At 59.0% G+C, this 13,239-nt stretch carries 12 protein-coding genes; 6 read left to right on the plus strand and 6 right to left on the minus strand.

Annotated elements, in window-relative coordinates:
- Window positions 1–259: 259 nt before the first annotated feature.
- The 5 genes from iolG to iolD are packed head-to-tail and all read right to left on the minus strand — an operon-like array spanning window position 260 to window position 5,798.
- On the minus strand, window positions 260–1,246 hold the full coding sequence (gene iolG, locus ACN0Q0_RS12775) for an inositol 2-dehydrogenase (RefSeq protein WP_417243784.1): 987 nt from the start codon (window positions 1,244–1,246) through the stop codon (window positions 260–262).
- Window positions 1,247–1,256: 10 nt separating this feature from the next.
- Window positions 1,257–2,090, minus strand: a complete 834-nt coding sequence (locus tag ACN0Q0_RS12780; protein ID WP_417243785.1) for a class II fructose-bisphosphate aldolase — start codon at window positions 2,088–2,090, stop codon at window positions 1,257–1,259.
- Window positions 2,087–2,941: a 5-deoxy-glucuronate isomerase gene (locus tag ACN0Q0_RS12785; protein ID WP_417243786.1), complete on the minus strand. Its 855-nt coding sequence runs from the start codon at window positions 2,939–2,941 to the stop codon at window positions 2,087–2,089. Before ACN0Q0_RS12785 ends, ACN0Q0_RS12780 begins: the two co-directional genes overlap by 4 nt.
- 11 nt (window positions 2,942–2,952) lie before the next feature.
- Window positions 2,953–3,933, minus strand: coding sequence for a 5-dehydro-2-deoxygluconokinase (gene iolC / locus ACN0Q0_RS12790; RefSeq protein WP_417243787.1), 981 nt, complete (start codon window positions 3,931–3,933; stop codon window positions 2,953–2,955).
- Entirely contained in the window at window positions 3,933–5,798 is a 1,866-nt protein-coding gene (gene iolD, locus ACN0Q0_RS12795; protein ID WP_417243788.1) for a 3D-(3,5/4)-trihydroxycyclohexane-1,2-dione acylhydrolase (decyclizing), read from the minus strand. Before iolD ends, iolC begins: the two co-directional genes overlap by 1 nt.
- 129 nt (window positions 5,799–5,927) lie before the next feature.
- Here iolD and ACN0Q0_RS12800 point away from each other — a divergent pair, with 129 nt between their 5' ends.
- From ACN0Q0_RS12800 to ACN0Q0_RS12810, 3 genes are read left to right on the plus strand one after another with little or no spacing between them, the layout of a single operon-like run.
- Complete coding sequence (locus ACN0Q0_RS12800) at window positions 5,928–7,025, plus strand: Gfo/Idh/MocA family protein (protein ID WP_417243789.1); 1,098 nt, start codon at window positions 5,928–5,930, stop codon at window positions 7,023–7,025.
- 19 nt (window positions 7,026–7,044) lie between these two features.
- Window positions 7,045–7,935, plus strand: coding sequence for a TIM barrel protein (locus ACN0Q0_RS12805; RefSeq protein WP_417243790.1), 891 nt, complete (start codon window positions 7,045–7,047; stop codon window positions 7,933–7,935).
- A gap of 12 nt (window positions 7,936–7,947) precedes the next feature.
- Entirely contained in the window at window positions 7,948–9,081 is a 1,134-nt protein-coding gene (locus tag ACN0Q0_RS12810; RefSeq protein ID WP_417243791.1) for a Gfo/Idh/MocA family protein, read from the plus strand.
- A gap of 14 nt (window positions 9,082–9,095) precedes the next feature.
- On the opposite strand, the gene ACN0Q0_RS12815 is transcribed toward ACN0Q0_RS12810, so the two are convergent.
- Entirely contained in the window at window positions 9,096–10,112 is a 1,017-nt protein-coding gene (locus ACN0Q0_RS12815; RefSeq protein ID WP_417243828.1) for a LacI family DNA-binding transcriptional regulator, read from the minus strand.
- 186 nt (window positions 10,113–10,298) lie between these two features.
- Here ACN0Q0_RS12815 and ACN0Q0_RS12820 point away from each other — a divergent pair, with 186 nt between their 5' ends.
- The 3 genes from ACN0Q0_RS12820 to ACN0Q0_RS12830 all read left to right on the plus strand — a co-directional run bounded on the left by ACN0Q0_RS12820 (window position 10,299) and on the right by ACN0Q0_RS12830 (window position 13,208).
- Window positions 10,299–11,249: a sugar ABC transporter substrate-binding protein gene (locus ACN0Q0_RS12820; RefSeq protein ID WP_417243792.1), complete on the plus strand. Its 951-nt coding sequence runs from the start codon at window positions 10,299–10,301 to the stop codon at window positions 11,247–11,249.
- 70 nt (window positions 11,250–11,319) lie between these two features.
- On the plus strand, window positions 11,320–12,432 hold the full coding sequence (locus ACN0Q0_RS12825) for an ABC transporter permease (protein ID WP_417243793.1): 1,113 nt from the start codon (window positions 11,320–11,322) through the stop codon (window positions 12,430–12,432).
- Window positions 12,432–13,208, plus strand: coding sequence for an ATP-binding cassette domain-containing protein (locus tag ACN0Q0_RS12830; protein ID WP_417243794.1), 777 nt, complete (start codon window positions 12,432–12,434; stop codon window positions 13,206–13,208). The genes ACN0Q0_RS12825 and ACN0Q0_RS12830 overlap by 1 nt, the downstream gene beginning before the upstream one ends.
- Window positions 13,209–13,239 lie beyond the last annotated feature (31 nt).

Raw genomic sequence — 13,239 nt, forward strand, 5'->3', positions numbered from 1 at the left:
AAGGCGGTTTTGTTGGAGAAAAGTCGTTGGAGTAAAATTTGACAGTAGGGACCGGAATTGAAATCCGTCAACAGAATTCACGCAGGGGCATGCCGGTCAAAAGTTGGCCTGCGGTACTATTGAGCCGGTGACACCGGTCCGCGCCATTGATCGACTGTCAGGGAGGAGGCGCGGGGGTGCGGGGGGCGGCTCTGGCGCGTGGTGATGACCGCCCTGCACCGGATCGGGCAACAGGGCGGTTATCGGATTGTGTTTGCCGTTAAAGCGTAACCGGACGTCCCGTCGTCAAAGACTCTTGGGCGGCATCGGCCAAAAGCTGCGCGCGTAACCCGTCTGATATCGACGGCGAGGGGGCGGTTCCGGCGGTCAGAGCGGTGACGAACTGGCTGAGTTCACTGCGGTAGGCCGCGCCGTAGCGTTCGAGAAAGAAGTTCTGTGTGGGGGCAGAACAAAATCCGGATTCAGTCGCGATTTCAATGGTGTGCTCGCGTTGGTTTTCCGCCCGCAACATGCCTTTCGACCCATGGACTTCGACGCGCTGGTCATAGCCGTAGGTCGCACGCCGCGAATTGCTGATCTGGCATATTTTACCGGTGGCGGTGGTCAGGATAACGGCGGCGGTGTCAACGTCCCCGGCGGCACCGATGGCCGGATCAACGAGAGCGGCCCCGACCGCAAACACCGTGACCGGCTCCTCGCCTAACAAGAACCGCGCCATATCAAAATCGTGGATCATCATGTCGCGGAAAATGCCCCCCGACGAGGTGATATAGCTGATGGGCGGCGGGTTCGGGTCGCGCGACAGGATGGTCACAATTTCGACCGCGCCGATATCGCCGGCGGCAATGCGCCCCTGAAGATGGGCAAAGTTCGGGTCGAAGCGGCGGTTGAATGCGGTCATGAACGGGGTGTTATGGGCCGTTACGATGTCGATGCAATCGCGGATACGGGCGGCGGACATGTCGACGGGCTTTTCGCAAAAAATGGCTTTTCCGGCCTTGGCCGCCGCATGGATGATGTCGAAATGCGTGTCGGTGGGGGTGCCGATGACGATGGCGTCAATGTCGGGGTTGGCGATAATCCCGTCGGTGGTTTGCACCGTTGCTGCGGTTTTTTCCGCCAGGGCCTGTGCCGCTGCGGGGACCGCATCAGACACCGCAACAAGGCGCGCGTTTTCAAGGCGCATCAGAGTTTCCGCATGGACTTGGCCGATACGGCCGCATCCTAAAATTCCGAACTTAATCATGGGTTTGCCTTTATTCAGTGGCGCGAAATGCGCGTAGGACATTGCGGGTTGCGGCGACCATCGGGTCATGGGTATCCGACAGGATCTGAACGCGGTCAAACCGGTCCGGATCGCTGTTGATTGCGCCACGAAGGGCCGCGCCAAAGGCCATGCGCAATTCGGTGCCGATGTTGAATTTGCAAATATTCGAGCCACGCGCAAGTGCGGTGCGCTGTGCGCTCGGCACGCCCGAGCCGCCGTGTATGACAAGTGGCACAGGGGTTGCGGCCTCGATCGCGCGAATCCGCCCGACGTCCAGTCCGCCCTCTTTATCTTGCTGCAAATGTACATTGCCGACCGAGATGGCCATGGCATCGACGCCTGTTTCGTGGGCGAATATGGCGGCCTCTGCGGGGTCGGTTCCGGCGGAGCCTTCGCCGTTGGCATAGCCGACAAAACCGATTTCGCCCTCGCACGAGATGCCCGCCGCATGGGCAAGCTCGACCACGGCGGCCGTCTCGTCGATATTTTGCGCCAGAGGTTTGCGCGATCCGTCATACATCAGCGATGTAAATCCCGCGTCCAGCGCGGCGCGACAGTCCTCGAATGTATAGCCATGATCAAGGTGGGCCACCACCGGCACGCTCACGCTGTCGGCAAGGTGGCGAAACATGGCGCCCAGAACGGGCAGGGGCGTATGCGCGCGACATGACGGGCCGGCCTGTAATATGACAGGACAATTTTCGGCCTCGGCGGCGGCGACAAAGGCGCGCATGTCTTCCCACCCCAAAGTCACCAGTCCGGCGACGGCATAGTGACCTTTGAGGGCGGGTTGCACGACATCTGACAGGGTTGCGAGGGTCATTTGAATTTGGCCATCATGTCTTTGATCCCGGGGATCGTTTCGATCTGATAAGCGTGGGTCGGTTGGAAAAACTGGATCAGGCTGCGCTGTGACAGGCCGCCAAGGATGGTGAAATAATACATCTCGTAGCCGGGCATGACCGCGCAGGGGTGATAACCCTTGTCGAGGCAGATCGTTGATCCGTCCATGAGTTGATAGGCATCTCCGGGCTTGCCCTCTTCGCGTTGCAAAATTTGCACGCCGGAGCCGTGGTTCGGGCGGAACCGGAAATTGTAGGTCTCGTCATGGCGGGTTTCGATGATGTTGCCTTGCGCGTCCGTGCGGTCGGTGTCGTGTTTGTGGGCGGGGAACCCCGACCATCCCCCCTGGCCAACGGTGAACAGTTCGGACACGAGCAGACGCCCGACTTTTCCGGCCTGTTGTTGGCCCAGAATGTGTTTGATTTTACGGTGGGTTTTGGTGTCGTCGGAGCCGTATTGCACCTTGTCGATGCCCCCCACGCGCACGTCGAACGGGTCGAGAACCTTGTCATAGCGGGCGCCGGCGATGAAGGTTTCGGTGTCGCAGGTGGCGACAATCGTAACTTTGGCCCCAACGGGGATATAGACACCCTCGGGTTCGCCATCCCACACGTCTGTGCCACGGTTTCCCACCGCGTCGAATGAGACGCCTTCGACGGAGATGTCGACCGTGCCGGTGGCCGGAACGATGCAGGTTTCATAGCCCGGAACGCAATATTCGAATGCCTCACCTGCGCGCAGTTTGACGATGTTGAAATAGTTCAACGGGACGGTTGGGTCGTCGGCATCCACGATGGGTTTGTTTTTGTTGTCATATGGGGCGATATGCATTGAATAGTCCTTTAATTCGGTTCGGTTGGTCCGGCGTGAGCCGACAGAAATGATGTTAAATCAGCGGGGTACGGCATGGCCGGAGCACAGCCCGGTTTGGCCACAACGATCGCGGCACAGGCCGATCCGTTCAAAACGGATGTTTTCAGATCCTGTCCTGCGCTCAAAGATGTGAGAAATCCCGCCATAAAGCTGTCGCCCGCACCGGTGGGTTTCAGGGCGGTGACGGGGTAAATTCCGGTGCGGATTTCGGTGCCATTGGCAAAGGTGATCGCGCCGTGTTCGCCCATTTTGTAGACCACGATCTGTGCGGTGCTATTGGCCAGTTCGCGGGCCTTTTGCAGACCCTTGTCGAGGCCTCCGGCCATGAACCCGAACTCTTCGTCGTTGGCGACGATGATGTCGGACAGGGCGCCTGCTTTGGACAAAACCTCTTGGGCAACCTGTGGGCCGGGCCAACTGTAGGGGCGGTAATCCACGTCAAAGATAATCGGCAATCCGGCGGCACGGGCCAATTCAAAAGCGCGAAAGGCCGCCGCACGCGAAGGCTCCGCGGCAAAGACCGTTCCGGCTGTGATCAACGCGCCGAATTGACTGTAATCCACCGCCTCGACATCGGCCATCGTCATCTCGAAATCGGCCGCGCCGTTGCGATAGATAACGGATTGATGGCCCTCCAGACGCGTTTCATACAAGGCAAGCGATGTGCGGGCCTCGCCGCCAACTGTGCCCACATACCGGGTCTCGACGCCGTAATGCGCCAGTTTGTTAAGGCAAAACCGCCCGATTGCATCGTCGGAGACGCGGGTCACGAGGGCCGCTTGCCCTCCCAGTTTGACCAGACCTGCGGCGATGTTTGCCGAAGATCCCCCCATGTCGGCGGTAAAGCTCTCCGAATCTTGGGTGGCGATGCCCGCGTGCGTGAACAAATCCATGCCCACACGCCCCACGACAACAAACCGGTTTTTGCGCAATGCAGCTATGACGTCCATCAGATGCCCGCCCGTTGTTTGGTGCGTGCGCTTTCGGTTTCGCGGTGTTTCTCGGCGACGCTCTCGTTTTGGGTGACGTGCTGTGTGCCGACCTCCCACCATGCGTGGCCTTGGGTGGTCCATCCGTCATAGGGGTCAACCTGCATCACGATCACGCTTGTGGTGTCGGCGGCTTTGGCGCGCAAGAAGGCCTCGCCCAGTTCGGTGGCGTTTGACACCGTTTCGGTGTTGGCTCCCATCGCGGCGGCATGGGCCGCAAAGTCGACAGCGAACGGGTCGCGAACGGTGGGGGTGTCGGCGATGAGATTGTTAAAACTCGTGTTGCCGGTGTTGTTTTGCAACTTGTTGATGACGGCAAATCCACCGTTGTCCAACACCAGGACAATCAGTTTGCGTTGGGTGAGAACAGATGAGTAAATATCTGAATTCATAAGCAAATACGATCCGTCTCCGGTAAAGACGATGGTGTCTTTGTCAGGTTCGCGTTCGCATTGGGCAATCCGTGCGCCCCAACCGCCCGCAATTTCATACCCCATGCAGGAAAACCCGAACTCGACGTCGACGGTGCCGATGTCCTTGGTTTGCCAGTGGGCTGTGACTTCGGCGGGCAGGCCACCGGCAGCGGCCACAACACGATCGCGCGGGTCGCATAGATCGTTTACGGCACGGATGGCTTGGGCGTATGAATTGGGGCCATTGCCGACACGGGTGATTTCATCGGTATAGGCAACCCATGTGGCCCGCTCGCTGCGCGCTTCTTGTGTCCATGCCTCGGGGGCCTGATAGGAGGCGAGCGCTTCGCTCAGGGCGGTCAGGCCAAGTTTGGCATCGCCGACGAGGGGCATGGACAGGTGTTTGACCGCGTCATGGCGCCCGACGTTCAAACCGATAATCCGTGCGTCTTTGGCAAAGGCGGTCCATGATCCGGTGGTGAAGTCTTGGAGGCGTGTCCCGACGGCCAAAATCACATCGGCACGTTGCGCAATGGCATTGGCGCTATCTGATCCGGTAACGCCGACCGGACCGATGTTGAGCGTGTGCTCCTGACGCAGGTTGGCGCGTCCGGCGATGGTTTCGACCACGGGAATGTTGTGGGTCTGTGCGAAGGCGGTCAGCTCGGCAACCGCGCCGGCATACTGAATGCCGCCGCCTGCAATGATCATCGGGCGCTTTGCCGTGCGCAAGAGGGCGGCGGCATCCACGATCTCGGCGTGGTCGGGAGCCTGTTTGCGAATACGGTGGACCCGTTTGTCAAAGAAAGCGGCGGGGTAGTCATAGGCCCAACCCTGGACGTCTTGGGGCAAGGCGATGAACGCAGGGCCGCAATCGGCAGGGTCGAGCATGGTGGCGAGGGCGGCGGGCAGGGATTGCAAGATCTGCGCGGGGTGGGTGATGCGATCCCAAAACCGTGTGACGGCTTTGAATGCATCGGTCACGCCGAGTGTGGGATTGCCAAAGTGTTCCAGTTGTTGAAGCACCGGATCGGGCAAGCGGGTCAAAAAGGCATCCCCGCAGAGCATCAACATCGGCAGGCGGTTGGCGTGGGCCAGTGCGGCGCTTGTCAGCAGGTTTGCCGTGCCGGGGCCTGCACTTGCCGTGCAAAACATAAACCGTTGGCGCAGCCACTGTTTGGAATAGGCGGCAGCCGCAAACCCCATGCTTTGCTCGTTCTGGCCGCGATACAGCGGCAAGTGTTCGCGCGTATCATAAAGGGCTTCACCCAGACAGGTGACATTGCCGTGGCCGAAAATGCCAAACCCGCCGCCACAGACGCGCATCTCTTTGCCATCGATCTCGATGAACTGGTTGGCCAGATACTTTATGATGGCTTGTGATGTTGTCAGCCTCAGTGTTGCCTCGGTCATTGCGGTGTCTTTCCACTGTAGTGCGCCGGTCAAAGCGTCGGATTGAGCGATTGTTGCTTGCGTGTTTTCGAATCTAAGGATACAAATTTTGCAACCGGTTGCAATCTAATTTTGGATAAAGAGGCGCATATGACGGAAGTTGGCATTGGTATCGTGGGTGGCGGCTATATGGGAAAGGCCCATGCGGTTGCGATGTCGGCCGTCGGGGCGGTGTTTGATACCGCGCTGCGTCCGCGCCTTGAGATGGTGTGCGCGTCATCCGCCGCATCCGCCGAACGGTACCGCGCGGCCTTCGGGTTTGCGCGTGGGACCGATAACTGGCGCGACCTGGTTGCCGACCCGCGTGTCGAGGCGGTGATCATCGCCTCCCCGCAAGAAACCCACCGCGAGATTGCCCTGGCCGCCTTTGCCCTGAACAAGCCGGTGTTTTGCGAAAAGCCGTTGGGGGCTTCGCTTGAGGATAGCCGTGCGATGGTCGCCGCGGCACAGGGCCAGATAAGCATGACCGGCTTCAACTACATCCGCACCCCCGCGAGCCAGTTTGCCCGTGCGTTGATCGCCGACGGGGCGATTGGCGATGTGACGTGGTTTCGCGGTGAGCATACCGAGGATTTTCTGGCCGATCCGTCTGCGCCCGCCACATGGCGTACACAGGGCGAGGCCAACGGCACGATGGGTGATCTGGCCCCGCATATGATCAACGGTGCCTTGGCGTTGATTGGTCCGATCACCGCGTTGATCGCCGAGGTCGAAACCGTTCATGCAACCCGCCCGGGCGGCGCGGTCAGCAACGATGACCATGCCCAGATGATGTGCCGGTTTGCCAATGGCGCTATGGGGCAAATGTATTTCAGCCGCGTCAGTCATGGCCGAAAAATGGGCTATGCCTATGAGGTCACGGGGACAACGGGGGCGATCCGGTTCGATCAGGAGGACCAAAACGCGATCTGGCTCTACACGATGAATGAGCCGGAAGCGACCCGTGGGTTCCGTAAAATCCTGACCGGCCCCGCGCATCCCGATTATGCGCCGTTTTGTCAGGGTCCGGGCCATGGAACGGGCTATCAGGACCAAATTATCATCGAGGCGCGCGACTTTTTACGTGCGATCGAGACGAACACACCCGTCTGGCCAACTTTTCGCGATGGCATGGACGTGACCCAGGTTGTGACCGCGGCGCTTGCCTCGTCTCATGCAAAAGCATGGGTCGATGTGAGCGCCTATTAAACCCACGAAAGGCAAGACATTGAATATCAAGATCGGCAACGCCCCTTGTTCATGGGGTATCGAATTTGCAAGTGACCCGTCGTATCCCGCATGGCAATCCGTTTTGGATCAATGCGCGGGCGCGGGGTATAAGGGGATCGAGTTGGGGCCAATCGGCTACATGCCCGAAGATCCCGCTATTCTCGCCCCTGCATTGGCAGAGCGTGACCTCGAAATCATCGGCGGCGTGGTGTTTCGCGCGTTCCATGACGCGACCCTGTGGGACGATGTGATGGATGCAAGCAAGCGGACATGCGAGGCTCTGGTGGCGCATGGGGCGCAGCATCTGGTGTTGATTGACAGCATCAGTCCGCGCCGCGCTCCGACGGCGGGGCGTGCCAGTGAAGCCGAGCAGATGGACAAGGCCGAATGGACGGCGTTTCGGGACCGGATCGCAACCATCGCGAAAATGGGGGCCGAAGAGTATGGCCTGACGGTGGGCATCCACGCCCATGCTGGCGGCTTTATGGACTTTGAGCCGGAGTTGGAGCGGTTGCTCGACGAGGTGGATGAGCGCATCTTGAAGATCTGTTTTGATACCGGCCATCATTCCTACGCGGGCTTTGATCCGATTGCCTTTATGGACCGTCACATGGACCGGATTTCCTATATGCACTTCAAGGATATCAACCCCGTGGTGAAGGCGGATGTGGTGGCCAGGCGCACGGATTTCTACACCGCGTGTGGACAGGGTATTTTCTGTAATCTGGGGCAGGGCGATGTTGATTTCGTCGCCGTGCGCGATCGCCTGATTGCGGCGGGATTTGACGGATGGTGTACGGTCGAACAGGACTGTGATCCCGCAATGCCCGGCACGCCGCTCGAAGATGCGCGGGCCAACCGTGAATATCTGCAATCCATTGGTTTCTAAGGATAGAATAACATGAAACGACTAAACTGGGGTATGATCGGCGGCGGCTTTGGCAGTCAGATCGGACCGGCGCACAGGTTGGGTGCGCAGGCGGATGGAAATTTCGTTCTGGCCGCAGGGGCTTTGGACCATGATGCCGAAAAGGGCCGCGCCTATGCGCAGTCTTTGGGGGTGTCCGCGGACCGTGCCTATGGGGATTGGCACGAGATGTTGGCGGGTGAGGTCGGGCGCGAGGACCGGGTTGATCTGGTGACCGTTGCGACGCCCAACAGCACGCATTTCGAGATTACAAAATCCTTCCTTGAGGCAGGGTTCAACGTGCTGTGTGAAAAGCCGATGACCATGACCGTGGAAGAGGGGGAGGAGATTGTCAAAATCGCCGAAAAATCCGGTAAAATCTGTGCGGTGAACTACTGTTACTCGGCCTATCCGATGGTGCGCGAGATGCGCGAGATCGTGCGCTCGGGACAGATCGGCAAGGTGCGTTTGATCGTCACGAACTTTAGCCACGGCCACCACGGGGACGCTACGGATGCCGACAACCCGCGGGTGCGGTGGCGCTATGATCCGGCGATGGCGGGGGTCTCGGGCCAGTTTGCCGATTGCGGCATCCATGCGCTGCATATGGCGAGCTTTATTGCCGGAGATCAGGTGCGTAGCTTGTCGGCCGATTTCGCCTCGACCATTGCAAGCCGGACACTTGAAGATGATGCGATGGTGAATTTCCGCCTTGAGGGTGGCGCGGTCGGGCGTCTTTGGACCAGTTCGGTGGCGATCGGGCGTCAGCACGGGTTTGACATTCAGGTCTTTGGCGAAACAGGCGGGATGCGGTGGGCGTCCGAACAGCCCAATCAGGTCTATTATACCCCTGTGGGCGGGCGCACGCAGATCATGGAAAAGGGCGAGTCCGGTCTTTCGGATGAGGCCGCGCGCCTGTCGCGGGTTGCGATTGCACACCCCGAAGGGTTCCCGTTGGCGGTCGCCAATATCTATGTCGATCTGGCCGCGTCGATCCGTGGCGAGACGCGCGACGGGCTGCCGCTTGCCAGTGATGGTTTGCGGTCTATGGCGGCGGTTTATGCGGCTGTGGCCTCGGCGGACAAAGAGGGCGCGTGGGTCGATGCCCGCCCGCCGATGTACCAGTAGCCGATTGCATCACATCAGGTCGGGAGCGAGCGTAATGTCTCGCGCTCGACCAGATGACAGGGGAAGAGCCGTGCTTCGGGGTAGCGGTCCGGCTCGTCAAGCATTGCGACCATCAGTTCGACCGATGAGGTGATGATTTGCTTGATCGGTTGGCGGATGGTCGTGAGCGCAATGTTTTCCCACCCCGCCATTTCCATATCGTTAAATCCGATCACGCCAAGGGTTTCGGGGACGCGTAATCCGAGATCTTTGGCGGCACTGAGAACGCCGATAGACAGAACGTCATCCCCACAGAAATAGGCCTCGGCGAGGGGTGTTTGCGCTCCGTTGCCTTGCGCCAGACGCAACAGCTCCGTGCGCCCCGCCTGAAAGGAATAGGCGGTGGCAAAGGACGTTGTCATGGTGACGTCGGGGTGTTTGGCGATCTCTTCGGCGAAGCCTTTGAGGCGGTCTTGTGAGGAGGTCGCGCTTTGCGGTCCGCCGAGAAACGCCACTTTGCGGTAGCCACGGGCGACCAGTGTGGCGGCGGCCATCCGGCCCGCCTGGACGTTGTCGATGCCAACCACATGCACCTCGGGCGTACTTGAATAGCGTCCGAATGTATTGACCACCGGAATGTGTTTGTCGCGAAAGGCCATCGAAAAGGCGGGGGGGAGGGTCGAGGAGGTCACGACAACGCCATCCACCGAGTATTGTTGCAGCATCTGTACGGAATGTTCGGGATCGGTTTCATCGGACAGGTTCACCAGAAGCGGCCGCAATCCGCGATCTTGCAGGCTGCGGGTGAACAGGTCGAAAACCTCGAGAAAGATCGGGTTGTGAAAGTTGTTGGACACCAATCCAATCAGTTTGGTCCGGCGTGTCGTCAGGCTGCGCGCCAGAAAATTCGGGCGATATCCCAGTTCATTCGCGGCCTTTTCTACCTTTCGGCGCATTTTGACCGATACGGATGCCCCGTCTGTAAAGGTGCGTGAGACGGCGGAGGTCGATACGCCGGCCCGTATCGCCACGTCTTTGAGGGTGGTTGGCATGGTTTTCGTCCCGTCTGACATCTGTCTTCCTCAATTTTATCGCGGGCTAGGGCGAAGTGCATCAGAAAAACGCCTAGCACAATTTGCAACCGGTTGCAAAATTATCGAATCCGTGCTTGTTTGAGAAAGAGGGAACGGTTGATCCCGGTCCCCGGCCAAAAAATGGCAACCTAGGGAGAGAGAAAAATGAAATCTACACTGCAAAAACTGATGTTGACCGCGGCCGTGATTGCGTCGCCCTTTATGGCGCAGGCGGATGACCACGGCGACAACCTGACATATATTCTGGTCAGCCACGCGCCGGATTCCGATAGCTGGTGGAACACTGTGAAAAACGGTGTGTCCCTTGCGGGCGAACAGATGGGCGTCACGGTGGAATACCGCAACCCGTCGACCGGTGACCTCGCCGATATGGCACGAATCATCGAACAGGCAGCGGCCTCGCAGCCGGACGGTATCATCACAACGCTTGCGGATTTTGACGTGTTGTCCGGTCCCATTCGTGCGGCGGTCGACCAAGGCATCGATGTCATCATCATGAACTCCGGCACACCGGAACAGGCACGCGAAGTGGGGGCGCTTATGTATGTGGGCCAGCCCGAATATGACGCGGGCCACGCGGCCGGCATGCGTGCCGCAGGGGACGGCGTCGAGAGCTTCTTGTGCGTCAACCACTACATCAGCTCGCCATCCTCGACCGAGCGCTGCCAAGGGTTCGCCGATGGTCTTGGTGTAGAACTGGGCGGCCAGATGATCGACAGTGGACAAGATCCCGCCGAGATCAAAAACCGCGTGTTGGCCTATTTGAACGCCAACCCCGATACCGATGCGGTGTTGACGCTCGGTCCGACCTCTGCCGATCCGACCTTGCTTGCGCTCGATGAAAACGGCCTGGCCGGTGACATCTACTTTGGCACCTTTGATCTGGGCGAAAATATCGTTCAGGGGATCAAGGACGGCATTATCAATTGGGGCATCGATCAGCAGCCGTTCTTGCAATCGTACCTGCCTGTTGTCGTTCTTGCCAACTATGACCGCTACGGCGTCTTGCCCGGCAATAACATCAACTCCGGCCCCGGTTTTGTAACCGTGGACGGCCTCGAGATGGTCGAGAAATATGCCGGTGAATTCCGCTAATTATTAACACAGAAGGGCGGGTCGGATCTACCGGATCCGCCCTTTCTCTGGATTTTGGGAGAGTTCGGCAATGTCCGACACAACAATTAACGACGAGCGCGTCAAGGAAATGTCACGCTTGCGCCGCGCCTTGATCCGTCCTGAACTGGGTGGGATTGTCGGCACCGTCGCGGTGTTCACGTTCTTTGCGATGTTTGCCTTCGACAGCGGTATGTTCAATGCGCAGGGCATTATGAACTGGTCCACGGTTTCGGCGCAGTTCATGATTATTGCGGTTGGGGCCTGTTTGCTGATGATCGCAGGCGAGTTTGATCTTTCGGTCGGCTCGATGATCGGGTTTGCGGGGATGATGATTGCCATTTTTGGCGTCGTACTGGCATGGCCGATGTGGCTTGCGATCCTTGTCACCTTTGTCATCTGCATCGCTTGCGGCGCGTTGAATGGCTACATCGTCGTCAAGACGGGTCTGCCGAGTTTTATTGTGACGCTTGCCACGCTGTTTATCCTGCGCGGGTTCACAATTTTCATTCCACAGACCATCGAGAGCAAAACAATTATTGGCGGTATTCGCGAGGCATCCGAGGGGGATTGGCTTGCGCCGCTGTTCGGGGCCAAAATCGGCGGCCCGGTATTTCGTTGGCTCGGGGATGTTGGCGTGATCGGTGTCTTCGAGCGCGGCAACCGTATGGGCGAGCCTGTGGTCGATGGCATTCCGATGCTGATTGTCTGGGCCGTTGGCCTGGTCGTGGTCGGTCATGTCGTTTTGACGCGCACACGGTTTGGCAACTGGATCTTTGCCGCGGGCGGCGACGCACAGGCGGCGCGCTATGCGGGTGTTCCTGTTGATGCGGTCAAGATCAGAATGTTCATGTTCACCGCCTTTTGCGCCACGGTTTTTGCCGTGTGTCAGGTGATGGAGTTCGGGTCCGCAGGGGCGGATCGCGGTTTGCTCAAGGAATTCGAGGCCATCATCGCGGTTGTGATCGGTGGGGCGTTGCTCACCGGTGGTTACGGCTCGGTCATCGGGGCCGCTTTGGGGGCGCTGATCTTTGGTGTGGTCCAACAGGGGCTGTTCTTTGCCAATGTTGAAAGCTCGCTGTTTCGTGTGTTCCTCGGGGTGATCTTGCTGCTCGCCGTGATCCTGAACACCTATATTCGTCGTCTCATCACGGGAGAACGCTAATGGATCCGATTATCCAGATGACAGATATCCAAAAGCACTTTGGCTCGGTCATTGCCCTTGCCGGTGTGACCATCGATTTCTTTCCGGGTGAGTGTCACTGTCTTTTGGGCGACAACGGCGCGGGGAAATCGACCTTTATCAAAACCATGTCGGGGGTGCATAAACCGACCCATGGCGAGATCAAGTTCGAGGGCAAGCCGATGAACTTTGACGATCCGCGCGACAGTATCGCCGCCGGCATCGCCACAGTGTATCAGGATCTTGCGATGATCCCGTTGATGTCTGTGAGCCGCAACTTTTTCATGGGCAACGAGCCGATCAAAAAGGTCGCGGGGTTGCGGTTCTTTGACCATGACCACGCCAATGAGGTGACGATGCGCGAAATGCGCGACATGGGGATCAACCTGCGCGGCCCCGATCAGGCGGTTGGCACCTTGTCGGGGGGCGAACGCCAAACGGTTGCGATTGCGCGGGCGGTCCATTTCGGGGCAAAGGTCCTGATCCTGGATGAACCGACCTCGGCGCTTGGTGTGCGGCAAACGGCCAATGTTCTGGCCACGGTGGATAAGGTCCGCAAACAGGGTATCGCGGTCGTGTTCATCACCCACAACGTGCGCCACGCGATGGCCGTGGGGGATCGGTTCACCGTGTTGAACCGGGGCAAGACCTTTGGCACGGCCCTCAAGGGCGAGATCACGCCCGAGGAGCTACAAGACATGATGGCAGGGGGGCAGGAGTTGGCCACCCTCGAAGGCTCGCTTGGCGGGACGGTTTAGGGCCGCAGCGACATAGCGCCGAGACACGACA

Source organism: Celeribacter sp. (assembly GCF_048259695.1).
Classification (GTDB): Bacteria; Pseudomonadota; Alphaproteobacteria; order Rhodobacterales; family Rhodobacteraceae; genus Celeribacter.

Bases quoted from the DNA above. Each gene is read 5' to 3' on its own strand.
- iolG (WP_417243784.1), bottom strand. From the start codon at position 1,246: ATGATTAAGTTCGGAATTTTAGGATGCGGCCGTATCGGCCAAGTCCAT.
- ACN0Q0_RS12780 (WP_417243785.1), bottom strand. From the start codon at position 2,090: ATGACCCTCGCAACCCTGTCAGATGTCGTGCAACCCGCCCTCAAAGGT.
- ACN0Q0_RS12785 (WP_417243786.1), bottom strand. From the start codon at position 2,941: ATGCATATCGCCCCATATGACAACAAAAACAAACCCATCGTGGATGCC.
- iolC (WP_417243787.1), bottom strand. From the start codon at position 3,933: ATGGACGTCATAGCTGCATTGCGCAAAAACCGGTTTGTTGTCGTGGGG.
- iolD (WP_417243788.1), bottom strand. From the start codon at position 5,798: ATGACCGAGGCAACACTGAGGCTGACAACATCACAAGCCATCATAAAG.
- ACN0Q0_RS12800 (WP_417243789.1), top strand. From the start codon at position 5,928: ATGACGGAAGTTGGCATTGGTATCGTGGGTGGCGGCTATATGGGAAAG.
- ACN0Q0_RS12810 (WP_417243791.1), top strand. From the start codon at position 7,948: ATGAAACGACTAAACTGGGGTATGATCGGCGGCGGCTTTGGCAGTCAG.
- ACN0Q0_RS12815 (WP_417243828.1), bottom strand. From the start codon at position 10,112: ATGCCAACCACCCTCAAAGACGTGGCGATACGGGCCGGCGTATCGACC.
- ACN0Q0_RS12820 (WP_417243792.1), top strand. From the start codon at position 10,299: ATGAAATCTACACTGCAAAAACTGATGTTGACCGCGGCCGTGATTGCG.
- ACN0Q0_RS12825 (WP_417243793.1), top strand. From the start codon at position 11,320: ATGTCCGACACAACAATTAACGACGAGCGCGTCAAGGAAATGTCACGC.
- ACN0Q0_RS12830 (WP_417243794.1), top strand. From the start codon at position 12,432: ATGGATCCGATTATCCAGATGACAGATATCCAAAAGCACTTTGGCTCG.